This is a genomic window from Lutibacter sp. A64, from assembly GCF_022429565.1.
Taxonomy (GTDB): domain Bacteria; phylum Bacteroidota; class Bacteroidia; order Flavobacteriales; family Flavobacteriaceae; genus Lutibacter.
Genome location: NZ_CP092487.1, coordinates 3,259,737 through 3,285,355, shown reverse-complemented (window position 1 = coordinate 3,285,355; position 25,619 = coordinate 3,259,737). Strand labels below are relative to the sequence as shown.

Genomic DNA, 25,619 nt, shown 5'->3' with positions numbered 1-25,619 from the left:
TTAATTAATTATTTCTACAATATTATTACCCGCTTCTAAGTAAATAACTCCAAGTTTACTCGATTTAATTTCATTATTCACTTTTACTTTTGAAGTTGGTTTTACCACAAATTCAACATTCATATTAGCAGGAATATCTATAATGTATCTTTCAATTTTATCTTGTAAAATATAAGTAGCTTTAATTTGTCCTCTTAAAGTTGGAACAACAATAGAACTTGATTTTAAGTTTTTTAATTGCGGTTTTATTTTTGCAACTGCATACCCTGGTGTTTTAGGTTGAATTCCCCATAAATACCTTGGAATAATATTAGCTGGTGCCGCTCCCCAAGCATGGTTCCAATCGGCATTTGGTTTATATTTCATATCCCAAGCTTCCAGTGTAATTGTAGATCCAATTTTAATCATATTGTACCAACTTCTATCGTGGGTAGCAGTCATTAATTCTAAAGCATAGTCGCTTTCATTTGCATTGTATAATGCTTCTAACAAATACTGCGCACCGTAAACACTGCAAGCCATTCCCCTACTTTTAATAAAAGTTACAACCGATTCAATATTTTTTTCTGGAACTATATTAAAAGCCAATGCCATCATATTTGAATGAAGAGAGGCATGGTTTGTACCTTCACCATCTATATAAGCTCCTATACTAGCATTAAACAACTTATTATTAATAGATTCCTTTACTTGTATTGCTAATTGTTCGTACATTTTAGCTTCGTCTGTCTTACCTAAAATTTCAGCAAATTCTGCCATAATTTCTAGATTTCTATAGTACAAACTATTAATAACAGTATTAATTGGTTTAAAAACAAAACCATCTCGCTCCCCTTCTTTTGTTGCTAGTTTCCAACCGGTATCTTTTTGTGCTGGTGGCCAATCTACAATGTCTTTCAACTTATCTTTCGGATTTTTAAATCCTAATTTTCTCATGAATTCCGGAGTAGCTTTATCAGAACTTATCAATCCATCTTCTCGCTTTAATTCTACTAAGGTTTTATGCTTTAAGTCTTCATAATATTTCTCAATAAGTTCCGTGTTTCCGGTATACATATAATCGGCTTGGAACATTAATGCCACATGAAGTTGCCATTCTGTTGGCCATGTTGGATGTTCCATAAAATATTCTAATGTTTGTCTTGCCATTGCATATTCTCTATCGGTAGTATAATGACTTAATTGATTTAAATAAGCGTCGGCTTCATAAGGAATACGTTCTCTGTCGCCATCAACATATAAACCCGCAAATGTGGTTGCTTTAATAGAGTATTTACATAAATCCCAAACTTGATTTAAAATTGGATTAGAACTTTCAAAATGACTTGTATTATCTTCCCAATAGCTAAAATATGCAATTTGAGTAAAATCTTTTAATTGTAAATCTCCTTTTGAATTTTCTATCTCAACATATCTAAAAGGCATTAAAACAGGAAACGAATCTGGTAATTTTATAGCTACAGGTTTTGTATTTCTTTTATCTGGCTTTATAGATAAAGTATATTTCTTTTGTTCTGGATTTACAGGAACTTTAATTTTTTGATACCGAATAGTTCCTTTAGGTTTTCTGTTTATTCTATTTTCTACAAGTTGCTCTCCAATATGAAAAACAAGTGTATCTTTTTTTGTTGTTTTATAGTTAAATTCTAGTGTTGCAAACGCAGCTTTACCAAAATCTATAAAATATGAATCAGCATTTAACTTTTGAAATTTTACAGGTTTTAAACTTTCTATTTGAAAACTATTTGCACTAGTTATTATATTTTCTTTTGCTCCTATTCTAAAGCTTTGAAATTTTGAGTAAAGGCTCTCTTTATTTGCTGCATCCCATATTTTCACCTTCCAAAAATAGGTTTTACCAACCTCTAATGGAGCTCCTTCAAACTCTATATTTATAGATTGACCGCTCACTATTTTTCTTGAATCCCAAACATCTCCTTTGTTATTTTCAATCAATTCTAAAGAAGAAGCTATTAAAATTTGATACGACAACTGCTTAACTGCAGTTTTTGGTAATTCCCAAGAAAATTCAGGTTTTTGATCTATTATTAAAACAGTTTCTGGTTGTCTTATAAATTCTACTGATAAACCAGTAGGCCTATTTTCTTCATCTTCTATTCCATAATTAGATTTACAACTAAAAAGTAAAAACATACAACTAAATAAAAGCAGAATAATCTGATTATAATATTTCATTTTATAAGACCTAACCATTATAATTAATTTAATACAGTTGATTTACGTATACTTAAAAAAGGTTTAAAAACTGGTAACTGAACTATTAATTGACTTCAACGTTTCTCCTTGCAAACCATACTTAACTTCAATAACTCTTGGATTGTCACTTGGTCTGTATTTAATAGTTATTGGATGCAAGCCTTGTTTTAAAGCTACTTTACCATAACGTTTTCTAGGTCCGTGCCAACCACTATTATCAACTATTGTTTCATCTCCAATAAATAATAAATCACCGCCATCAGATCTTGTTTCAAACTCATAAATCCCATCTTTTTCAGCATTAAAATATCCTTTATAAACTACAGAAAATCTTTTCTCATTTTTTAAATTTCCTAAGGCAATACCATCTACTTTTGTATAATTAGTTGTTGTAGGTGTTTTAACATCATCTACATTTTTAAATTTTCCTTTAAGTATCCATTGCTTTAATCCTTTTTCATTAGTGGTAGTTTGTACAGATTCGATATAATTTTTACGAATTACTTTTGTAGAGATTAAGTCGTTATAAATATTTCCTCTATAAGCACGTGCTTTTATTTCAATAGTATCTTTTACAACAAATGGCGTTTCGTATTTTAAAGATGCTTTTGTTGGTACACTTCCATCTAAGGTATAATATATTTCTGTTCCCTCTAACGCATACGCTAAATTTAACTTTACAGTAGCGCTATCTACAAATGCAATTTCTCTATCCAATCCTTTTACGGTTGGTATATAATAATACACCCCTAAAGCATCTAACCTATCGTATTGTGTTGTTACTCTTTTATTGAAGTTTTCAAAGTCTTTTTCTTGCGTAACCCAACCGTTTTCTGATATAGCGAAAAATCGAGGAAATGCTTGATATTGTAAGCGCTTAAAACTAGGAATTCTTTCTGACCATAAATTTGCTTGTATTCCCAATATATTACTTGCTTCTTCTTCGGTAAAATCTGCTGGAATTGGCTCGTAATTATATACCCTTTCTAAAGGATTCCCTTCATTCAAATAATCGAAATAATAAGCTGCTGTAGTAGTAACTACAATATTATTTCCATTTTTTGCAGCAATTTTTGGAGCATCTGGAGCCCAATTTCTCCACCACATTACACTTGCGTCTTTTGTTAATCCACCTCTTACAATCTCATCCCAACCCATAAATTGTTTTCCTTTAGATTGTAAAAACTGCTCTATATCTCTATTAAAAAATGATTGCAATTCGTGCTCATCTTTTAAGTTATTCTCTTTGATGGCTTTTTGACAATGAGAGCACACTTCCCAAGAAGCAATATTTACCTCATCACCTCCTATATGAACATAAGATGCCGGAAACAATTCAACAACTTCGCTCAACACATTTTTCATAAACTCATAAGTAGTTTCTTTTCCTAAACAAGTAGGGTATGTAAAAACGGTATCCCATCCAGATTCTTCGTTACAAGATAAAAACGGATAATTATCTATAGCCGATTTAAAGTGACCAGGCATATCTATTTCTGGAATTACAGTAATACATCTTTCATCTGCATAAGCAACAATCTCTTTAATTTGTTCTTGTGTGAAAAAACCACCGTATTTACGTTCTCCATCAATTTCTTTAAAGTTAGACTCATCAATAGTATAGAGTTTATTTTCAACAGCTCTATTCATACAAAGAGTATCTTGATTATTTGGTGTTCTCCAAGCTCCTTTTTCTGTTAATAAAGGATATTTTTTTATTTCAATTCTCCAACCCTGATCGTCTGTTAAATGCATATGATAGGTATTTAACTTATACAAAGCCATATAGTCTAAAAAAAATTTTACTTCGTCTATATTGAAAAAGTGACGGCTAAAATCCATGTGCATTCCTCTCCATTCAAATCGAGGTTCATCTTCAATAACTACACTTGGCACAAACCAATTTGCAGTTGTTTTTTCTTTATTTTCTATTACAACAGGCAATAATTGACGAATGGTTTGAACAGCATTAAAAAAACCGCTTTCTTCTGAAGCTTTTATTAAAATTGATGTTGGATTTACCACTAGCTGATATGCTCCTATTTTTAAACCTTCAACTGTTTCAAAAACAATTGCTGATTTTGTAGTAATATTTAACACTTCTAAATTATAACCCGCCGCTTTATTAAATAAACCTTTTAAGTAATTTACAGCTTTTTGTTGACTTTCATTTTGAAGGATGATTTTTGTAGTTGCATCAATTTGAAAGGAACCTTCATTTAATTGAAAATTTAAAGGTCTTGGAAGTATTGATATTTCTTCTTTGTTAAACGATGGGTTTGTTTGTTTACAAGACACCAAAAGTACAGTTAACAAGATTAATAGTATATGTTTTCTCATCCTTCTAAGTTTATATTTTATAATGTTTTCTATTTTGAAATTTTTTCAACTCCTTCTGTAACTTCATTTTCCCATAATCTTAATTTTTTTAGAAGTTTTTCTACCAATTCTGGTTTTTCTTCACTTAAATTATTTCTTTCTTTAAGATCGTTCGACAAGTTATAAAGTTCCATTTTAGAACCTTCTTTTAATTGGGTTTTAATCAACTTCCAATCTCCACTTCTAATAAAGCTTTTTCTTCCGTAACCAAAATACACATCTCTTTCAGGAAGTTTTGTTTGATTTAATAAATGGTTTTTTATACTTATTCCATCTACATCTTTAGCACTTGGCTTTTGCGCTATAAAATCTAATAATGTAGGCAAAATATCCATAGTTAAAACAGTTTGATCACTTACAATTGCATCTTTAATAATAGCAGGATAACTAATCATTGCAGGCACTCTACTTCCCCCTTCATAAGCACTTCCTTTTCCTCCTCTTAAAACTCCATTATTTCCAAAATGATTAGCGCCATTATCTGAAAAGAAAATAACAATTGTATTTTCGAACTGTCCTGTTTCTTTAAGCGTTTTAATAATTTTACCAACACCCTCATCCATAACTTCTACCATTTCTTTATAAATAGAAGCAATACTATCCTTAACCACTGGTTTTGTAATAGAACTACCAACTTCTCTTAATACTTTATCTATTCTTCTTTGGTAAGGACCATGTGGTGCTTCATGAGGTAAGTAGAGGAAAAAAGGTTTGGCTGTTTTTTGTAAACTATTATCTTTTATAAATTTAACTCCATTTTCTGTAATTAAATCTGTTGAATACCCTTCCCTATTTTTAATTTCTACATTCTTCCACCAATCTAAATAACCTTCTTGATCTATATGTGCATGGTAATCTATATTTCCACTTACAAATCCTTCAAACTGGTGAAATCCTTGTAAAGATGGATTGTAATCTTTTGCATAACCAAGATGCCATTTACCAAACATAGCGCTATTATAACCATAGCTACTTAGTTCTTCGGCAATAGTAACTTGTGCTAAACTTAAACCAACATCTCTATGGCTTTTAGCCGTTACTACTCCTTCAATTCCTGTACGTTGTTGGTATTTACCGGTCATTAATGCTGCTCTTGTGGGACTACAAACTGCTCCATTAGAGTGAAAATCTGTAAACTTAATACCTGTAGTTGCCAACGCATCAATATTTGGAGTTTGTATTTTAGTGTTTCCAAAACTAGAAATATCTCCATAACCTAAATCATCCGCTACAATAATAACAATATTAGGTTGTTTGGTAATTTGTTTTTTTTGCCCCAAACAAGACAACAACAAAGTTGAAAATAAAAATAAAAACACACTTCTCATAATCCTATTTTTCTTATTAAATATTTGTTTTTTAAATTTAATATCACGTTAACCTCTCTCAGGGTTAAGTTTTAAATTTCTCTGTACTATCTCATCAAAAGATTTTGTAATAAATTCTGATAATTCAGCTTTTTCAAGCCATTCTTTATCGCCATATACTCCAGGTTTAAAAATATCAAACGGTATAAAATTTATTTTTTTATAACTTTTTTTGTCTTTAAATCTAAAATCTGCATTTATAGGATCTTTAAAATTTGGGTCAATTAAAAAACTCTGTTTATCAAAACCTTTGTTTTGCCAATCCTTAAAAGTAAGCTCATTAAAATTGTATTTATTTTCTTTTGAATTCCAATAAATATTATTATTAATATTTGCAATAACCTGATTCCAAGCTCCTTTCAACACCATACCTTTATTAAACAATACTATATTATTTGTAAAAGTAAACGATTTATGCGCCTCGGCAATAGTACATTGTAATTGATATTTTTTTGCATATGCCAATATGTTATTTTTCACAATATTTTCTTTTCCGTAATTTTGTTGAAAACCACCCGTTTTAGTATTATAAACTAAATTATTTTCAAAAACAATTCCTGTTGAACCTTCATCTGCATACATTCCCCAACCTCCATAAGAATAGGCATGAATATGATGAATTACATTATTTTTTACCACTGTTCCTTCAGAAGATCCAAGAGTATAAACACCTGCCATATCACTTAATAAATCCCATCCAATATGATGAATTTTATTATAAGCAATAATATTATTCTTAGCTAAACTAGGCTTATATCCCCAAACCCAGCCTACAGAAACACCTGTATAATAAAAGTTTCCAATATCATTATGCGTTATTTTATTATCAGAACTATGTCCAACCCAAACACCTACAGCTGCAGGAAATTCTTGACCTCCAGATTGAATAATATTATTATTGATCTGAATATGACGTGTATGTTCTCTACCTTTTAAAGCTTTTGAAGCACCTAAATAAACTCCGCCACCACCAAGATTGTGCAAGTATGTATTCTCTACAAGAGAAGTACTACAACCTTTTTCAAACCACAAGGCATGTTGACCAGTTTTGGAAATTTCACACTCAGAAAAAGTTATATTTTTTGCTCCTTCTAAATAAATTGCAGCATTTAATAAGGCAGCTGCTTGGTTAGGTTCAGATCCAGATTTTGGTATTTTATAATGGCAATACTCAAAACTCAAACCTTCAAAACTAATATTTTCCACATAATTATATTTAGAAGCATTTCCTTTTATCGTTACTAATTGCTCTAAAACAGGAGCTATTACAGTTGAATTTTCAGGTGTTTCTCCAGGTCTTGGTATATAATACAAAACTCCTTTTTCACTTAAAAACCATTCACCTGCTATATCTAAAGCTTCTTTATAATTTTCCAAAATAATTCTACCTCCTTTTTTTAATTCATTCCAAGGCTTCATTCCTTCCCCTGAAGTTATAATTGATAAACTATCTATATTTATAGCATCGATATGACGTAATGTATAATCCCACTTATGAAATGCTTTAAACCTTACCTGGTTTATTTCGTCCTTTCGAATACCTGTTAGATGCTTTAAAGCTTCTTTCCCAAAAAACAATTGTTGCTCTGCCTTTTCTGGTGTTCGAGAGCTTCCTAATTTCCAAATATCTTGTTCAACTTTATCTAGTTTTAAAAAACCTTGATTTGGAGTTCTAGCTAAAGTTGCTCTTTTACCATTAACATATAATTGATCGAATTGCCATTTATAATAAACACATTCAGGAATTTTTAATTCCCAAACACCATTTTTATTTACCTTAAAACCCTTTAGTTCTTTTCCTCCACTAAAAACTGGTTTGGCTGCTTTTGCTGCTTTATATACAATTGGATTCTTAGGTGTACCGCTATCTTCTGAAGTTAATACAAAAGGTTCCTTCATTATATAATATCCATTTTCAACAATAACTGTATAAGATTGATTTTTATGTGAAGTTCTTTTATAATTTCTAATGGTGTTTCTTGCCTCTATTAAACTAGCTAGAGGCTGTTCTTTAGTTCCATTATTTGTGTTATTCCCTGTAGGAGAAACATAAATATTAATTTGCGCTTTTAAAGATAATCCGCAAATAAAAAACAGAAGTATAGAGTAAATAAATTTCATAAATATTATTAGTTTTTTATCTTATTTAGAATTGAATATCTCCATTTTACAACATTGTCTATTCTATTTACACCTACATTATCCTGTTCTTTTAAATAATAATTATCTTCTAGAATAAATTTATAAAAGGTTGAATCTGTATAAATAATAGTACGGATTCCTTCACCTGTAGCTACAACAACTATATCTTTTGTTAAAGGAATTGTATCTTGAGAAAACCCATTATTAATTGAAAATAAAACAATAAATAATATGATAAAACAACACCTCATAAAGAAACTTATTTAATTTTCTATTTTATTTTAAGCTTTATAATTTCATCAATATTATTAATAGATTTTGTATCTACATACAGAAAAGTACCTTCTTTCATTTGTTTAAATTTAATTTTAGTTTTTCCATCGAATGATGTTGCTGAAGTAATTTTCTGATTAAATTCGGTAATAAAAATATAAGGTTCTTTTGGAGCTTCTAAAATATGAACATAAAGCGTTTTATCTTTTTTAGTGATGGTACCCCAATCTTGAGAACTAACAACATTTCCACGTGTACCATAAATACTTTCACCATATTTACTTGTCCAATCTCCAATTTCACCTAAAGTATTTACAAATTCTGGTTGAATTTTTCCATTTGACATAGGTCCTACATTCAATAATAAATTTCCGTTTTTACCAGCTGCTTTCACCAAAAAGTGAATTAATTGTTTTGTTGACTTAAACTTTTTATCATAAATACTGTAACCCCATTTGCCTGCCATAGTAGCGCAAGATTCTAAAGGTAATTGACTTACTTCTACTCCGTGACTATAACCACCTTTATTTTCTCCTGGTAAATCACGCTCAAAAGTTTGAATATCTTCTCCTAAAATTGGTTGTATATGATGGTTATTTGCAATTAACGTACTTGGACTTAATTTATGAATTAATGGATAAATTTCATCATAATGCCAGTTTGCTTCTTTTTGATCCCAATGGCCATCAAACCAGATACATCCAATTTCACCATAATTGGTAAGTAACTCGGTAAGCTGTAATTTCATAAAATCTATATAGTTTCTCCAGGCTTCTTTATCTCCTTTTTTACCATTTTTATAATCATCCCGTTTCCAATCGAGTAAAGAATAATAAAAATTTAATTTAATACCTTCTTTTTTACACGCTTCAGCTAATTCTTTTAAAGGATCTTTTCCGTAAGGTGTAGCATCAACAATATTAAAATCACTAGCAGCTGTATCAAACATACTAAAACTATCATGATGACGTGAAGTTATTGTAATATATTTCATTCCTGCATCTTTTGCAAGCTTTACCCATTCATCTGCATTAAATTCTTGAGGATTAAAAAAGTCTGCCAAGCGCTCGTAATTATCTGCTTTAATTTTTTTTATTAACATCACCCATTCACCATCTGCTAGAATACTGTAGACTCCCCAGTGAACAAACATACCAAACTTCATATCTTGAAATGCTGCACGAGCCTCTAAATTAGCTTCCGTTGGCGTATAATCTGGCATTGAATATTCATACTGCTTTTGTGCGTTTACACTAAACATTAGTAAGCTAAGTAAACATATTAGTCCTATTTTTTTCATAATCTCTATTTTTGATTTAGTCTTTTATTAATTCTTGGTTCCAATCCCATTTCTAGTTCTAAAACTCCACCTTTAGTAATTTCTTCATGTGATATCCAATACCGATCTAATGTTTTATCATTTAATTTAATAGATTGTATATAAATATTTTCTTCTGAATTATTATTGGCTATAATTTTAAATGTTTTTCCAGTGTAATACGTTTCATCTAACTTAATTTCAATTTCATTAAAAACAGGACTTGTTATTTGATATTTATTATCTCCAGGATTTATTGGATGAATTCCTATTGAAGCCAGAACATACCACGCAGACATTTGCCCAACATCTTCATTTCCACATAACCCATAAGCATCAGTACCATATGCACTATTACATATTTTACGAGTTATTTTCTGAGTTAAATGCGGTACACCTGCTTCATTTAACATAAAAGGCACATGGTGTACAGGTTCGTTAGGATGGTTGTAATAGTTGTTCCAAAGAAAATCTTCTGGTGTGTTTTCAAAGAAAGAAATCAATTCATTCTTAAAAGCTTCTTCGCCTCCCATTAACTCCTTTAAACCTTCAATGTCATGTGAAACAAACCAACCTTGTTGGTATGGATTACTTTCAATACAACCTTGCCCATGAACTGTTTTACCTTTCCAATCTAACCAAGTTCCAGAACTATCTTTGGCTCTAAACCAATTAACTTCTTTATTCCATATATTTTTATAATTTTTACTCTTTTTAAAATAATCAGCTGCAATTGTTTCTTTTCCTAAAGACTTAGCAAACGTTGCCAAAGCCCAATCAGAATAAGCATATTCTAATGTTTTAGATATATGGTTATTTGAATAACCTAAAGCTCCATTTCCTGTATTATCTACTGTGTTTTTAGAATATTTAAAGGCTTTTTCTATATCGTAATTTCTAATTCCTTTTTCATATGCATCAACAATAACTGATACTGCAGGGTTTCCTAACATACAACCAGAATAAGAGTTTAACATTTCCCAACGAGGTAAATACTCATTCCCACTAAATTCTGCCATTTGTAATAATGAATTAATCTCATCATTTACCAATGTAGGATTGATAATGGTTTGTAGTGGAAACTGTGATCTAAAAACATCCCAACCACTAAAAATAGTACGATATGTGAAATCTTGTGTTTTATGTATTTTTTTATCTGCTCCAATATAATTTCCATTAACATCAGAAAATGTTCTAGGATCAATCATAGTATGATACAAAGCAGTATAAAAAATTGTTTTTTCTTTGTCTGTGGCTCCAGAAACCGAAATGTTTGCTAGTGCTTTGCTCCAACTATCACGAGCTTCTTGTTTTGTTTTATTAAAATCCCAATGATTAATATCGTGTTCTAAATTTTCTTTAGCACCCGCAATACTAACAAATGAAATACCACTTTTTAGTAAAACCTCTTCGCCTTCTTTTGTTTCAAAATTGGTATAAAAACCTAAATGTTTGCCTTGCATTTCATTTTTACCTTCAAAAATTTGAGCATTTTTAACGGCATCTTGATAAGTCTCTTTTCTAATAAAACGCATTTTTCTTGGAACATCCGGAATATCGGCACTCCAAATACCATAATTTTTTAAAGGTTTACTAAACTGACAATAGAAATACACCACATAATCGGCATTTCCATCTCCAGCTCCCCAACCGCCACCTTCAGGCGGACATTTCATCCAACCTTCAATGGTATTTTCGTTCACAACTTTTATATACTGTTCTGTTGAAGTACCTCCTACTCGACGGGATAAATCTATTTGAATACGAGAACTATTATTCTCTGGATAGGTAAACTTAATTATTCCTGCCCTTGGTGCTGAAGTAAGTTCTGCTTTCACCTTATAATCATCTAAAGTTACGGCATAATATCCTGCTTTTGTAATTTCTGAATCATGCGTAAAACGGGAACGATATCCACTTTCTGGATTGTCTGGAACCCCTCTATTAGTCTGCAACTTACCCGTTGTTGGTGTAACTAAAAAGTTCCCTAAATCTCCAAACCAACCTACACCACTCATATGTGTAAAGCTAAAACCTTCTAATGTAGGATGCTCATAAGAATATCCTGAACCATTATCACCTCCTGTAAACGTATCAGGACTTAATTGCACCAAACCAAAAGGTGTAGCAGTCCCTGGAAATGTTTTTCCAAAACCGTGAGCATCTTTAGATTTTTTCCCATAAGTTATTGCCCCAATTATTGGATCTATAAAATCTACAGACTCCTTTTTATTTGGTACAACCTCTTCGTTATTTATTGTAGATGAACACGAACCTACAACTAACATACCCAGTATTAAACTACAATAAACTACTATTTTTCTTTTATCAATTTCCATATTTGCCGTAGTTGTTTAATTGTTATTGTGTTGTTGTTTTCTTAGAATCTATTGTTTTATAAATATCTACAAAAACATCATTTTGTTGTAACTTACCAGATGTTGTTCTTCCATTTTCAACAATCTGTTTTAATTTTTCTGTCAATTTTTTAACAATTCTTGGATGCTTATCATATACATTTGTTGTCTCTTCTTCATCTTTTTTCATATTGTACAACTGTATTTTAGGCAAGTTTTCTTTTATAGCTTTGACATCTGTAGGTCCTGTCCATCCTCCAGAACCCGGTGTTAACTCTAATTTCCATTTTTTATTTCTAATAGAAAATTTACCATTTATAGAGTGATGTATAACAAAATTATAGTCTGTTTTAGACTTTTTATTTTTTAGCATTGGTAGAATACTGTAAGAATCTACCCCAGCACTTTCTGCAAGATCTAAACCTGCAATTTCGGCACAAGTTGCCATTAAATTGGTTTGACAAATTAATTTATCATTTACAGAGTTTGCTTCAATTTTCCCTGGCCATCTAACTATAAAAGGTATTCTATGTCCTCCTTCCCATATATCAGATTTATACCCTCTAAAATTAGCACTCGGATAATGACCAAATTCTTTTTCTAATTTACCTGCTTTTGCTACAGGAGCAGAACATCCATTATCACTTGTAAAAAAAACAAGCGTATTATCTGCAATACCATTTTCTTCAAGAGCTGTTAACACACGACCTACAACATCATCAGTTTCCATTACAAAATCGGCATAAGCACCCATACCACTTTTCCCCTGCCAAGCTTCTGAAGGCACAACTGGACTGTGAGGAGAATTTAATGCCAAATACATAAAAAACGGCGTTTCATTTTTAGATTCTTTTGAAATATATTCTATAGCCTGATCACTTAAAAATTGCAACATTTTTATAGGAGGCATCTTATCAATAACCTTATCGTCTTTTATAACTGTTTGCATAACTCTTGAGTGATGAAAACCTATATAAGAATCAAAACCACGTGAAATTGGTCCGTTTGGCACAGTTGATCCAATTGCTGGACCTACTACTTTTTTACCTTCATAAACCTTCACTGGATTTCCTTCATCATCAACAAACTTAAATCCAAGGTGCCATTTACCAATAGCAGCAGTTTTATAACCTGCTTCTTTAAGCATTTTTGGAACTGTTACTATATCTTCTGCAATTAACGGTTCTAACTCATCACCCGTTCCTAATACACCTTTTTGTAGCCTTGAACGCCAAGAATAACGCCCTGTTAAAATTGAATATCTTGAAGGTGTACAAACAGCTGCTGCTGAATGCGCATCGGTAAACATCATAGATTGTTTAGCTAATGCATCTATTTTTGGTGTTTTAATTTTCCCTTTTTCAGGGTTTAGAACTTGCACATCTCCATAACCTAAATCATCGCAAATAATATATACAATATTTGGTTTTTCTTGTGCCCATGCATAGTTAACAACTAGCATTAACAAAACTATTAACTTTGAAATTTTCATAATCATTATTTTAATCTTATTTCAGTTATTTCTCCTAATAAATGTCCTTCTTTATTAAACAAACCTGCTTTTAAAAGTGATTTTAGTTTTACTTTAAAATTACCTTCGTATTTAGTAGCATTTATTGTTGGATCATCTCCATTAGTTGTATAATAAATAGAATAACCTTCAGTTTCTGTTTCTAAATATACTATTGCTTGATTATGCAATTGGTCTATTGCAAATGCAGGATACACCGTAAACATACTTTTAGACACATTAACTTTATTACGTTCTAACCTTTTAAAATGTGAAGTTTCTAATGCTTTCTGAAAACGTTTCCAACTTTTTACTTTTGGCGCACTCCAAGATACTTCTGCACTTGCCAATGTTCTTGGATATAACATATATTCAAAATGTTCTTCTGTAGGAGTAAACTCTCCCCATAAACAAGTTTCATTCCCCATAACTCTTGAAGCTTCTTCAGTTGTTAGCTCTTTGGGAATAGGCTCATGATTATAAACTTTAGATAAAGGCAACACTACATTTGGCCCCTCAGGCTCCATAAATATTGGCCCCTGTACTTGACTAATATAAGAATGTAAATAAGAAGTCATAATTGTTGGATACCCTTCTCTTGGCGCTTGTAATTCTGGAGTATGCTTTCCTCTACGCCAAGCCATAATTGTTGCTCCTTTTACTCCATTACCACTTAAAACTTCGTCCCAACCAATCATTATTTTATTTTGGGCAGTTACAATTTTATGCATTCTTTGAATAAAATAACTTTGTAACTCTTCTTCATCCGCTAAATGATGCTCTCCTTTCACTTTTTGACAATACGGACATTTTTTCCAATTACTCTTATTACATTCGTCTCCACCAATATGTAAATATTTAGATGGAAATAAATCTGCCACTTCTTTTATAACATCTTCTAAAAAATTATACGTTGTTTCTTTACCTGCACACAATGCATTATCAGATGCTTTACCTCCAACAGCAACTTCAAAATTTGCAGTTGGATTATCATAACAAAATAAATGTGGATATGCAGCTATAAGCGCTTTACTATGCGCTGGAACATCTATTTCTGGTATAATTTCTACATTTCTAATTTTAGCATACGCTATAATTTCTTTTAAATCTTCTTGTGTATAGAAACCTCCAACAGTTTTAGGCTCTTTAGCTGTTGCCGCTTCTCTACTCCACCAAGGTATCCCTGTTCTATCGGCTCTCCAAGCGCCTATTTTTGTAAGTTTAGGGTATTTTTTTATTTCAATCCTCCAACCTTGATCATCTGTTAAATGTAAATGCAGTTTATTTATTTTATATGAAGACAGTACATCTATTTGCTTTAAAACAAAAGCTTTAGGTTGAAAATGACGTGACACATCAAACATAACACCTCTCCAATTAAACCTTGGGTTGTCAACTACAATCATACTCGGTATTGCAGTTTCTAAATCTGAACTCACAGGAATTGCTTGTCTTAAGGTTTGAAAACCATTAAACAAACCAGCATAATCAGTTGCTTTAACTGTAATTTTTGATGGTGTAATTTCTAAAACATAACCTTCTGCTTTTATGGAAGCATTTTTTACTATTTGAAAAACAATATAGTTTGAACTTACTTTTACACGACCTGTATTTACAGTTAGGTTTAACTGAGTATCTTTTACTATTTCTGAAACTATAACAGCTTTTAAATCTTTACTATATTTTTTAGGAATAAAAACCTGCGTATCCTCATTTAATTTAAATCCTCCAGAAGTAAATACTACAGATTCTGGTTGAGGAATAAATGTGCTCTCTCTTTCTTGAGCTTTTCCTTCTATAGAAAAAATAAAAATTGCGATAAATAATAATAGTTTCTTCATAATTATAAATTTTCAGCTATAACTTTTGCTACGTGTTTTCCCTGTTCCGTTTTCCCTAAATTATTATAATGAACATTTCCTGGTTTTACATACCATTTAGATGAATTTGGTTTGGTAAAGCCATATAAATCATTAATTAATATTGAAGGGTACCTAGCAACAACTTCTTTTGCTGCTTTATTATATTTTACACTATCTCCAACAAACCTACCATTAGCGCCTCTAGGAACAGCTGTTGTAGTTGCAAAAATTAATTTAGCTTTCGGATATTCTTCAGTTAAATAGGTACAAATCTTATCTAAATTCGTTTTATACTCTTCTATATTGTTAACTACTTCGCCATTTTTCTTATCAAGTTTTCCTGCTGATAAATATTTTAAATCATGTAAACCAACATTAAAATGAATTACATCCCATTCAAAATTCCAACCACCTTTTAAAGATGGTTGAAACATGGTTTTCTTCATTTTTTCAACATAAGAAATAAACTTATCACTTGATTCTCCGTTTGCATATATCCGAAATACATTCGCTTTTTCTGATAATGTTACTCTTACAATTGGTGTATATCCAATAGAAATAGAATCTCCATAAATTAAAACATTTAGAAGCTCTTTTTTAGGGTTTACATATTTAAAAGCTGGGCTTTTTAATTTACGTAAATTATCCCAGGCTCTCTGGCAAACTTCTTCATTATATTGCTCACCAAAAATATTTATTACCCCACAAGAAGTTGCTCCAATATAAATAGACATTGCCCCTAAATATTTTACAAACTCTCTTCTTTCCATAGGTATTTCAATCTTATAAACTAATTGCTATTGAATTAAAAGATTTAGCATCTAACAAGGCATTTATTTCTTGATTATTTACATTTAATTTTAACTCGTTATTTTCTTCAGCATTGTTATAAGCAAGAACTACAACTTCATTTTCTGCTTCGTTGTAAAAAACAATTGCATTATCAGTATCTCCTGTTGTTGCTAATTTTACAGCTCCTGGTTTTACAAAAGCACTTAAATGTTTCATTAAATAAAACTCTGGATTATAAGTAATGGCTTTACTAGTTCGGTCTATAGAAATCATTGAGTTTTGTTTCCAACCCCATTGACTTTTTCCTGTTTCATCTAAAACCATATTCCAGTACATATATGAGTTTGCTCCGTTTTCGAAATAATGTTTCATTAAATTAAATGTGTACTCTGCAGCTTTCCAATCGTTAGAACCATCGCCACATTCTGTTTCTGTTTGCATTAATTCCATTTCTGGATATTTTGCATGTACGGCTTCAATTGCTCCTTTTCCTGCCCATTGAAAACCAACACCTTTTACATAATCCTTTGTGTTTTTATACTCTAATATATCAGAAACTCTTTCTATTTGTGGGCGCTCAACAGTACCTAACCAAATTTCACTATCAATATTTTCTGATTTAAACTTAGGACCTAAATAATCGGCAATAAAAATTCCTAAATCTTGTGGTTTCCAAACACAAGACGGAAAGTTTTGCGCTGAATTATACTCATTTTGAACATGAACTGCACTAATATCTATACCTTCTGCTTTATACGCTTGTACAAATTTTGAAAAATACAACGCATACGATTCTAAGTATTTTGATTCCATAATAAAACGTGAAACCAATTCTTCTGTAGAACTAAATTCTATAGGTAAATCGTTAAATTTTGGATTTGACTTACAGGCGTAGTGTTTGCTATGCTTCATCCAAGAAGGCGGACACCAAGGTGAAGCCCAAATTGCTATATCTGGATTTATTTTTTGTGCTTCTTTAATATATGGAATTAGTCTTTTTTTATCACGATCTATAGAAAAATTAACCATCTCAAAATCTTCTGGAGTTTCATTATGGCTATACCAATCTACCGCATAATCATTAGCTCCAATTGGCATTCTAAAAAGACTGAATTTACACCCATCTTCTTGACTGAATAAATCGTTTAAAATTTGTTGTTTTTCTTCAGGAGAAACCACATTTAAAGCTTCCCAACCTAACTCGTTAAAACAACCTCCAAAACCAGTTATTTCTTGCTCTTGTTTTGTAACATCTACGTTAATATTAATAACAGCATTAGATGTATTTTCTTGTTGATTGTATGTTTTATTTACCCAAACATCGGTATCTGTACTACTTACCCAAGTAACTTTTGGTTGACTTTCACAAGCTGAAAGAGCAACAATAATTGTAAATAACATACAGCTCTTAAAAATTTTCATATCTCCTCTTTATTTTACAGTTAAAATTTTTCTTAAACGGATATCTTTTGATGAAGCTCCGATCATAATTCTAAAATCACCAGCCTCAACCAATCTTTTTAAATCTTTATCTAACATCGATAATTCTTCAGGGCCTAATTCAAAAGTTACTTTTTTAGATTCCCCAACTTTTAAATTTATACGTTTAAAACCTTTTAGTTCTTTTATTGGACGTGAAACAGACGCTAACTCATCACGGATATATAATTGTACCACCTCGTCACCAGCAACATCCCCTTTATTTTTAATGGTACACGTTATCTGTACTGTTTCATTTGCTGCAATAGTATTTTTACTAAATTCTAAATTAGAATATTCAAAAGAAGTATAACTTAATCCATAACCAAACGGAAATAATGGTTGCCCAGTTAAGTTGTGATAATTATCACCTCTACCTGTTGGTTTATTGTTATAATACAATGGACATTGTGCTTCATCTACAGGAAAAGTTATTGGTAAACGACCTGCTGGATTTTCATCTCCAAAAAGAATATCAGCAAAACCATTTCCTCCATTTTCACCAGCATACCACGCCATAATTATACCATCAACATCGTTTATCCAGTTTGCCATAGTAATAGCACTTCCACCAATTAAAACAACTACAGTTGGTTTTCCTGTTTTTGCAACTGCTTTAATAAGCGCCTCTTGGTGCCCTGGTAATGCTAACAAAGCTCTATCTTGAAATTCTCCTTCGTGAATACCTGCAAAAACAACTGCTACATCACTTTTTTTTACTTTTTCTACAGCTTCGGCTATTTGTTGTTCCCAATTATTTTCAATAAAAGCATCCCAAACTAGTTTGAATTTTGCATTTCCTGCGGACTCAAAAAACTCAATTTTAATATCGTATTCTTTGCCTTCTTCAAAAGAAAATTCTTTTAAAATAGTAGTGTACGATTGTTTTTGCCAATTATCAATAATCAGTTTACCATCTAAATACATACGGTAACCGTCATTACCTTCAATACCAATATTAAATTTTCCTGTTTTTGGGGCTTTTAATTTTCCTGTCCATCGTACAGAAAACCAATCATAAGCTAAATCTTCATGTGGTGAAAAAAGTGTCCAACCAAATTTAATTTGCTTATCTACTCGTCCAACTTTTGGTTGTCCGCTTAATTTTATATTATCAAAATAATCAGCTTTTAATCCTTCAACTTTTTTACCTTCAGCAATTGTCGATAAATAAGTTGATGCAACCGGGCTGTATTTTTCTTCTTTTAGTGGAACACCTGGAGCATATACAATACGCTCTTCTCCAATTTTATTTGAAACACCTTTATACATAGATACAAGATTGTTACCTGGTCCACTATAACCTCCCAATCTCACCTTTTTCACATCATAACCAATAAGCGCAATTTTATTAACTGATGCATCTATAGGCAAAATTTTATTTTCATTTTTTAATAAAACCATTGCTTTAGAAGCTGCTTTTTTAGCCAAGTCACGGTGTGTTTTATGTCCGTTCCAAATTGCTGCTTCTTTTGCGTCAACATATGGATTTTCAAATAATCCTAATTCAAATTTAGCCGTTAAAATTCTGCTTACAGCTTCATCAATAGCTTTAATATCAACCATTCCATTTTTATAAGCCTCCCAAAATAAAGGGTAATGATTGTAGTTGGTTTGAAACATAACATCTAACCCTGCTTCAACAGCATCTTCTGTTGCTTCGGCATAATTGGCTGCTGTAAAATGCAAAACATTTGCACCACCTGTTGCACCAGCATCAGAAATTACAAAGCCATTAAAGCCCCATTCCTCTTTAAGTTTAGTGCGCAATAACCATTCGTTAGATGTACAAGGGGTTCCATCTAAAGAGTTATAAGATGTCATTACCGAACGTGCACCTGCTTTTTGAAAAACAGCTTTAAATGCAGGAAAATAAATTTCTTCTAACAAGCGTTCGTTAAAACTAATTGGGTAACTATCTCTACCACCTGCACCTACATTAGCCACAAAATGTTTAGGCGTAGTAATTACACCTGCTTTTTCGAATTGACTAATAAATGAAATTCCCATTTGAGTTGTTAAATAAGGATCTTCTCCATAGGTTTCTTCAACACGACCCCAACGTACATCACGCGCAATATTTAATACCGGAGATAATATTTGACGAATACCTCTTGTACTGGTTTCTTTTGTTATAGCACCAGCTACTTCACTAACTAAATCTGTATCCCACGTTGAAGCTAAAGCGATTGCTTGAGGAAATATTGTTGCTCCATCACGTGCTAAACCATGCAAAGCCTCATTAAAAGGAATGATAGGAATACCTAAACGTGTTTCTTCTAAAAAATATTTTTGAAGCTCATTAATTTCTCTAGCCATATTAGCAGCTGTTCCAGTAGAACCATAGTCCATAATTTGCTCAGCTGCATTATCATTTAATCCTTTTGAAGAAATTTGAAAACCAAAAATACCATGTTTTAACTTATCTTTTCCTATGTTTAAATCACCCGGAATCATAAACATTTGCCAGAATTTCTCTTCTAAAGTCATTCTACCAAGCAAATCATTTACACGTTCAGCTACTGGTAATTTAGGGTTTTTATATGGTGGGTCTTTTTTAGTAGTAAATGCAAGTGTACTTACTATAAATAGCCCTAAAATTCCAATTTTTAAACTACTTCTCATACTATTTATTATTTCTTCTAGTTATACTTGTGCTGGTTTTCTTTTAAATCTGCATCAAATTTTTTCATCATTTTTTGTAGTTTTTTCACAATTTTAGGATGTGCTGCCGCTACATTATTATTTTCAGAAATATCATCTTTAAGATTATACAATGCTACACAATCTTTAGTAATACGTAATTTCCAATCACCTTGTCTTACAGCCTCTAGCGTATTTTCTTTATAATAATAAAATCCGCTTTTACTATGTGGTGATTTTGCCTTTTCATCTCCAGAAAGCAATGTCCAAATATTTTTACCATCAATTGGTTTTTCAGAAAGTTCTGCATCTGTTAAATAAGCAATAGTTGGCAATAAATCTATAGTTGAAGCGACCTCTTCAATAACACTCCCAGCTTTTATTTTACCTTTCCACTGAGCAATCATTGGCACACGCATTCCTCCTTCTAAGGTTTCAAATTTATGCCCTCTTAAAGGCAAAGCACTACCACCATTTCCATTATCTAAATTCCAAGGACCGTTGTCTGAGGTGAAAACCACCAATGTGTTTTCGCCTAATCCTAAAGACTCTAATGTTTTTAAAATTTCGCCTACGCTCCAATCAATTTCTTCAATAACATCTCCATATAAACCTCTAGCACTTTTTCCTTTAAATTTTGAAGAAGCGTACAATGGTACATGTGGCATTGTTTGCGCTACATATAAAAAAAACGGTTCATCTTTATTTTCTTTAATAAAATTAACAGCTTCTTTTGTATATCTTTGTGTTAATGTTGTTTGATCCACTGGATATTCTATAACTTCATCCTGCCTCATTAAAGGCACCCTTTTTCCGCGCCATTTTTTTTCACGAAGACTGTCGATTGACATTCCTTCTCTAAAAACAATATCTTTTGAAACTTTTGAACTTGGGTTAACAGACATATCGTTACTAAATGGAATTCCATAATAAGAATCGAAACCTTGTGCTGTTGGTAAATATTGAGCTTCATCTCCAAGATGCCATTTTCCAATACACGCAGTTTTATAGCCTTTTGTTTTTAGCATATCGGCAATAGTAAGCTCTTGGTTATTTAAACCTCCCGGTAAATTTGGCCACAACACTTTTGGCACACCAACTCTGGGTGGATAAGAACCTGTTAATAATGCTGCACGTGAAGGCGAGCATACTGAAGAAGCTGCATAAAAATCGGTAAACTTTATACCTTCGGATGCCATTTTATCTAAGTTTGGAGTTTTAATTAAGGGCGAACCAAACACGCCAACATCTTGATAACCTTGATCATCTGTAAAAATGATAATTACATTAGGCTTGGATTGATTTACTTGTCCAAATACATTTAAACTACAACTCAAAAAAACAGCTATAATACTTACTATTAATTTCATAATTTACTTTTTATTTAAAGAACCATTAAATGTGTATTTTTTTCCTATTTTGGTATCAAATTTAATCGTCTCTCCATTATATTCTAAAGTACATGGAAGTCCTTTTTTAGAGATAATTTCCACTTCTTGCAACTTAGAATCTTTCCATTTAAATGCTAACTCAAAACCACCTCTGGCAACAATACCCGATACATTTCCTTCTGATAACGCATCTGGTAAGGCTGGCAATAATTCTATCTTATTTAAATGACTTTGTAATATCATTTCTAAAATTCCTGAAGCACCTCCAAAATTACCATCTATTTGAAATGGTGGGTGTGCATCAAAAAGGTTTGGATATGAACCCCCTCCTACATTTCGTTCTTCATGTTCTGCAGGACTTAGCAATCTATGCAATAATTTATAAGCTCTATTTCCATCTCTAAAGCGCGACCAAAAATTAATTTTCCAGGCCAAACTCCAACCTGTACCGTTATCTCCTCTATATTCTAAAGATTGTTTTGCAGCTTCCATTAAATCTGGTGTTTCTTCATAATTAATTCCATTTCCAGGATATACTGCCCATAAATGAGAAACATGTCTGTGGTGATTTTCTGGATCATCTTTATCTTCTAACCACTCTTGTAATTGTCCATGTTTACCAATTTTATTTGGAGCAATTTTAGGAAGCATTAACGTTAACTCTTTAGAAAATTCTTGATCGGTATCTAAAATTTCAGCAGCCTCAATAATACTCTTAAACAAAGCTCTAATAATTTGATGATCCATTGTTGGCCCAGCAACTAAACCTCCTATTTCTGGTGAATTTGAAGGTGAACTTATTAAGTATCCTGTGTTTGGATCTTCGTATAAAACTTGAGAGTAAAACAGTGCTGCGTCTTTCATTAAATGGTAATTCTCTTTTAAAAAGGACTTGTTTTGCGTAAACAAGTAATGTTCCCAAATATGAGAACTTAGCCAACCTGCAGCACCTTGCCAAATACCGTGGTGTGATGCGTTTACTGGAGCAGCACCTCTCCAAATATCTATATTATGATGTGCTATCCAACCTGCTGCATTATAATGTTCTTTAGCTACTTTTTTCCCTGTTTTTGAAAGATCTTCAATAAAACTAAACAAAGGTTCATGGCATTCACTTAAATTTGCAACCTCTACTGGCCAATAATTCATTTCTAAATTAATATTGGTGGTATAACTACTAAACCATGGCGGATTCATTTTATTATTCCAAAGTCCTTGAAGTGTTGGTGGTTTAGTTCCTGGACGACTACTTGAAATCATTAAATAACGTGCATATTGCACATACAATGAAACTAATTGTGGATCATTAGGTTCTTTCCAAAAATCATAGATTCTTTTATCGGTTGTATTTGCAGATTTTCCATTGTTACCAAAATCTAATTTAAACCGATTGTATAGCGATTGGTAATCTTTTATATGCTCTTTTTTAACTTTTTTATATATTTTTGATGAAACATTCGCTAAAATTTCTTCTGAAATTTTATTAGGATTTCCAGAAACATCATTAAAGTTAATATAGTTTGTAGCAGCTGTTAAATAAATAGTTGCTTTAGATGCGTTTGTAATTTGAAGCTTTCCGTTTACAGTTTCAATAGTACCGTTTGTATATACTTTTAAAGTAGCAACACCTCTTAAAGCTCCATCTTTAACTTGAACTTCTAAAGTTTGCGAATCTCCATTAGTTTTCACTAATTTATCTTCGTGAAGTGCATCTAACCATAAATCGAAATTTAATGCTTTTGATTTACTTGAAGTTAAATTAACCGCTATAACTTGATTTGGAAAACTTGAAAAAACTTCTCTTTTATAAGTTACACCATTTACAGTATAAGAAACTTTACTTATTGCTTGTTCAATATCTAATTCTCTTTTGTAATTAGAGTAATTGTTATGGTTTTTAAAAGCAATGTATAAATCTCCAAATGGTTGATAAGGAACTTGCTTTAAAGGTTCACTCATAAACTCTTTTTGAGCTAGTTTTTGAGCCTCTAATTGTTTCCCCTCAGTTAGTAATTGTCTTATTTCTGCTAAATAATTACTCGCTCCTTTATGTGAATAATCATGAGGTTTACCCGCCCACAGTGTTTCTTCATTAAATTGAATATGTTCTTCTGTTACGCCTCCAAAAATCATAGCTCCTAAACTACCATTACCTATTGGTAATGCTTCGGTCCATAATTCTGCAGGTTTGTTATAAGATAATTTAAATGTGTCTTGAGCTTGTACTTTTGTTATAAAAACACATATACTACACGTTATAACGAATTTAAAAAAGTTGAAAATTTTAATCATTCCAGTGTGCTTTTATAATTTCGTGTATTTCTGAATTATCAGAATCTGTATCACCTAAAGCTTCTCTTTGCTTTAATATTTCTGCTTTCATTTCTTTTATAATTTCTTGATATTCTGGGTCATTATAAGCATTACGAGTTTCTTGAGGATCTTTTTCTAAATCAAAGAAATCCCAAAACTTTTTAGGCTGATTTTCTTTAGTAAAACCATTTTCTTTAAGTCCATTCCCGTAATAAAAAGCTAATTTGTACCGCTCACCTCTAATACCAAAATGCCCAGGACGATCTATTGAATGATCCCAATAACGGTAGTAAGCATATTTACGCCAATCTTTTGGAGTATTTCCCTTTAAATTTTCTCTAAAACTATGACCTTGCATTGTTTCTGGATATTCAAGTCCGGCATAATCAGCAAATAAAGCTGAAAAATCTACATTTTCTATAAGATCTGTATTACGTGTTCCGGCAGGTAATTCTTTTGGATACCTAATAACAAACGGCATATGAATAGATTCTTCATAAATTAATCGTTTATCAAAAAAACCGTGCTCACCTAAAAAGTAGCCTTGATCTGCAGTATAAATTACTATTGTATTTTCTGCTAGACCAGATGCTTCAAGGTAATCTAATAATTTTCCAATATTATCATCTATTGCAGCTCCACAACGCATAAAATCTTTCACATATTTTTGATATGTTTTATAACGTGCTTCATCATTTGTTAAACCATCAACCGAAAATGGCAATTCTGGATATTGCATATATCCTGGCACATTATCTGGATCTTCTGAAGCTCTTAAATATCTTTTCTTTAAATTATCTACAGATTGTCCTTTAAAAGACCTCCCTGTAGTTTCAGCTCCTTGATCGTAAAATGTACTCGGCACAGGAATATCTTCATCTCTGTATAAGTGACTAAAGCGTTCTGGATAATCAAAAGGTTCATGAGTTGCTTTAAAATGGCACATCATCATAAAAGGTTTTGAAGTATCTCTATTTTCTATCCAGTCAATAGTTTTATCAGCAATAACATCTGTACTAAATCCTTCATATTCTTTTCCACCTCCCATATAATCTTCCCAATTTTCTTTGGTTTTTAATATTGGATTCCAGTAACGTCCTTGCCCTGGTAAAACGCTATAATAATCAAACTCTTCTGTAGGCTCTTGCTTTAAATGCCATTTTCCAATAATTGCTGTTTGGTAACCACCTCGTTGTAAAACTCCTGCAATTGTAGGATGTTTTGGAGGTAAACCACCAGCTAAAATTTTAACTCCATTAATATGACTATACTGCCCTGTAAGAATAGTAGCTCTACTTGGTGAACAAATAGAATTAGAAACCAAACAATTGTCTAAAACAACTCCTTCATCTGCCAAACGTGAAATATTTGGTGTATGTACATAATCTTTTAAAATTCCACCATAAACACCCCAAGCTTGCGAGGTATGATCATCGGACATTATGTATAAAATATTAGGTCGTTCTGCTATGGTTTCAGCTTCTGTTTTTTTAGTTTCTTTGCAGCTAATAAAGCTTATAAAAACAATTGCTAGAGGAAAAATCCATTTAATTTTTTTGCTCATTACTTATCTATT

At 31.7% G+C, this 25,619-nt stretch carries 15 protein-coding genes; all 15 read right to left on the bottom strand.

The window, feature by feature from the left end; translation table 11 throughout:
- The gene (locus MKD41_RS13430; protein ID WP_240242823.1) at positions 1–2,154 is read right to left on the bottom strand and encodes an alpha-L-rhamnosidase-related protein; all 2,154 of its coding nucleotides are present in this window, start codon (positions 2,152–2,154) and stop codon (positions 1–3) included.
- A 105-nt stretch (positions 2,155–2,259) separates the two neighbouring features.
- The gene (locus MKD41_RS13425) at positions 2,260–4,557 is read right to left on the bottom strand and encodes a family 20 glycosylhydrolase (RefSeq protein ID WP_240242822.1); all 2,298 of its coding nucleotides are present in this window, start codon (positions 4,555–4,557) and stop codon (positions 2,260–2,262) included.
- 29 nt (positions 4,558–4,586) lie between these two features.
- Positions 4,587–5,924 carry a sulfatase-like hydrolase/transferase gene (locus tag MKD41_RS13420; protein ID WP_240242820.1) on the bottom strand — a complete coding sequence of 446 codons (1,338 nt, stop codon included), beginning with the start codon at positions 5,922–5,924 and terminating at the stop codon, positions 4,587–4,589.
- Between the two features lie 48 nt (positions 5,925–5,972).
- On the bottom strand, positions 5,973–8,084 hold the full coding sequence (locus MKD41_RS13415) for a right-handed parallel beta-helix repeat-containing protein (protein ID WP_240242819.1): 2,112 nt from the start codon (positions 8,082–8,084) through the stop codon (positions 5,973–5,975).
- A gap of 8 nt (positions 8,085–8,092) precedes the next feature.
- Positions 8,093–8,356 (bottom strand): hypothetical protein, encoded by a 264-nt coding sequence (locus tag MKD41_RS13410; protein WP_240242817.1) that lies wholly within the window; start codon positions 8,354–8,356, stop codon positions 8,093–8,095.
- Between the two features lie 20 nt (positions 8,357–8,376).
- A complete protein-coding gene (locus MKD41_RS13405) occupies positions 8,377–9,678 on the bottom strand; it encodes an alpha-L-fucosidase (RefSeq protein WP_240242816.1) in 1,302 nt (433 codons plus the stop codon).
- A 5-nt stretch (positions 9,679–9,683) separates the two neighbouring features.
- Positions 9,684–12,035, bottom strand: coding sequence for a GH92 family glycosyl hydrolase (locus MKD41_RS13400; RefSeq protein WP_240242815.1), 2,352 nt, complete (start codon positions 12,033–12,035; stop codon positions 9,684–9,686).
- 22 nt (positions 12,036–12,057) lie between these two features.
- Positions 12,058–13,545, bottom strand: a complete 1,488-nt coding sequence (locus MKD41_RS13395) for a sulfatase family protein (protein WP_240242813.1) — start codon at positions 13,543–13,545, stop codon at positions 12,058–12,060.
- Positions 13,546–13,550: 5 nt separating this feature from the next.
- A complete protein-coding gene (locus MKD41_RS13390; RefSeq protein WP_240242810.1) occupies positions 13,551–15,404 on the bottom strand; it encodes a beta-N-acetylhexosaminidase in 1,854 nt (617 codons plus the stop codon).
- A gap of 2 nt (positions 15,405–15,406) precedes the next feature.
- On the bottom strand, positions 15,407–16,195 hold the full coding sequence (locus MKD41_RS13385) for an SGNH/GDSL hydrolase family protein (RefSeq protein WP_240242807.1): 789 nt from the start codon (positions 16,193–16,195) through the stop codon (positions 15,407–15,409).
- Between the two features lie 13 nt (positions 16,196–16,208).
- Positions 16,209–17,639 carry a glycoside hydrolase family 30 protein gene (locus MKD41_RS13380; RefSeq protein WP_240242806.1) on the bottom strand — a complete coding sequence of 477 codons (1,431 nt, stop codon included), beginning with the start codon at positions 17,637–17,639 and terminating at the stop codon, positions 16,209–16,211.
- A gap of 9 nt (positions 17,640–17,648) precedes the next feature.
- The gene (locus MKD41_RS13375) at positions 17,649–20,321 is read right to left on the bottom strand and encodes a glycoside hydrolase family 3 protein (protein ID WP_240242804.1); all 2,673 of its coding nucleotides are present in this window, start codon (positions 20,319–20,321) and stop codon (positions 17,649–17,651) included.
- A gap of 17 nt (positions 20,322–20,338) precedes the next feature.
- Entirely contained in the window at positions 20,339–21,709 is a 1,371-nt protein-coding gene (locus MKD41_RS13370; protein ID WP_240242802.1) for a sulfatase family protein, read from the bottom strand.
- Positions 21,710–21,712: 3 nt separating this feature from the next.
- Positions 21,713–24,022: a glycoside hydrolase family 95 protein gene (locus MKD41_RS13365; RefSeq protein WP_240242801.1), complete on the bottom strand. Its 2,310-nt coding sequence runs from the start codon at positions 24,020–24,022 to the stop codon at positions 21,713–21,715.
- Positions 24,015–25,607 carry a sulfatase family protein gene (locus MKD41_RS13360; RefSeq protein WP_240242799.1) on the bottom strand — a complete coding sequence of 531 codons (1,593 nt, stop codon included), beginning with the start codon at positions 25,605–25,607 and terminating at the stop codon, positions 24,015–24,017. Before MKD41_RS13360 ends, MKD41_RS13365 begins: the two co-directional genes overlap by 8 nt.
- Positions 25,608–25,619: the final 12 nt, after the last annotated feature.

Bases quoted from the DNA above. Each gene is read 5' to 3' on its own strand.
- MKD41_RS13385 (WP_240242807.1), bottom strand. From the start codon at position 16,195: ATGGAAAGAAGAGAGTTTGTAAAATATTTAGGGGCAATGTCTATTTAT.
- MKD41_RS13430 (WP_240242823.1), bottom strand. From the start codon at position 2,154: ATGTTTTTACTTTTTAGTTGTAAATCTAATTATGGAATAGAAGATGAA.
- MKD41_RS13390 (WP_240242810.1), bottom strand. From the start codon at position 15,404: ATGAAGAAACTATTATTATTTATCGCAATTTTTATTTTTTCTATAGAA.
- MKD41_RS13365 (WP_240242801.1), bottom strand. From the start codon at position 24,022: ATGATTAAAATTTTCAACTTTTTTAAATTCGTTATAACGTGTAGTATA.
- MKD41_RS13420 (WP_240242820.1), bottom strand. From the start codon at position 5,924: ATGAGAAGTGTGTTTTTATTTTTATTTTCAACTTTGTTGTTGTCTTGT.
- MKD41_RS13370 (WP_240242802.1), bottom strand. From the start codon at position 21,709: ATGAAATTAATAGTAAGTATTATAGCTGTTTTTTTGAGTTGTAGTTTA.
- MKD41_RS13400 (WP_240242815.1), bottom strand. From the start codon at position 12,035: ATGGAAATTGATAAAAGAAAAATAGTAGTTTATTGTAGTTTAATACTG.
- MKD41_RS13415 (WP_240242819.1), bottom strand. From the start codon at position 8,084: ATGAAATTTATTTACTCTATACTTCTGTTTTTTATTTGCGGATTATCT.
- MKD41_RS13425 (WP_240242822.1), bottom strand. From the start codon at position 4,557: ATGAGAAAACATATACTATTAATCTTGTTAACTGTACTTTTGGTGTCT.
- MKD41_RS13395 (WP_240242813.1), bottom strand. From the start codon at position 13,545: ATGAAAATTTCAAAGTTAATAGTTTTGTTAATGCTAGTTGTTAACTAT.
- MKD41_RS13380 (WP_240242806.1), bottom strand. From the start codon at position 17,639: ATGAAAATTTTTAAGAGCTGTATGTTATTTACAATTATTGTTGCTCTT.
- MKD41_RS13410 (WP_240242817.1), bottom strand. From the start codon at position 8,356: ATGAGGTGTTGTTTTATCATATTATTTATTGTTTTATTTTCAATTAAT.
- MKD41_RS13360 (WP_240242799.1), bottom strand. From the start codon at position 25,607: ATGAGCAAAAAAATTAAATGGATTTTTCCTCTAGCAATTGTTTTTATA.
- MKD41_RS13375 (WP_240242804.1), bottom strand. From the start codon at position 20,321: ATGAGAAGTAGTTTAAAAATTGGAATTTTAGGGCTATTTATAGTAAGT.
- MKD41_RS13405 (WP_240242816.1), bottom strand. From the start codon at position 9,678: ATGAAAAAAATAGGACTAATATGTTTACTTAGCTTACTAATGTTTAGT.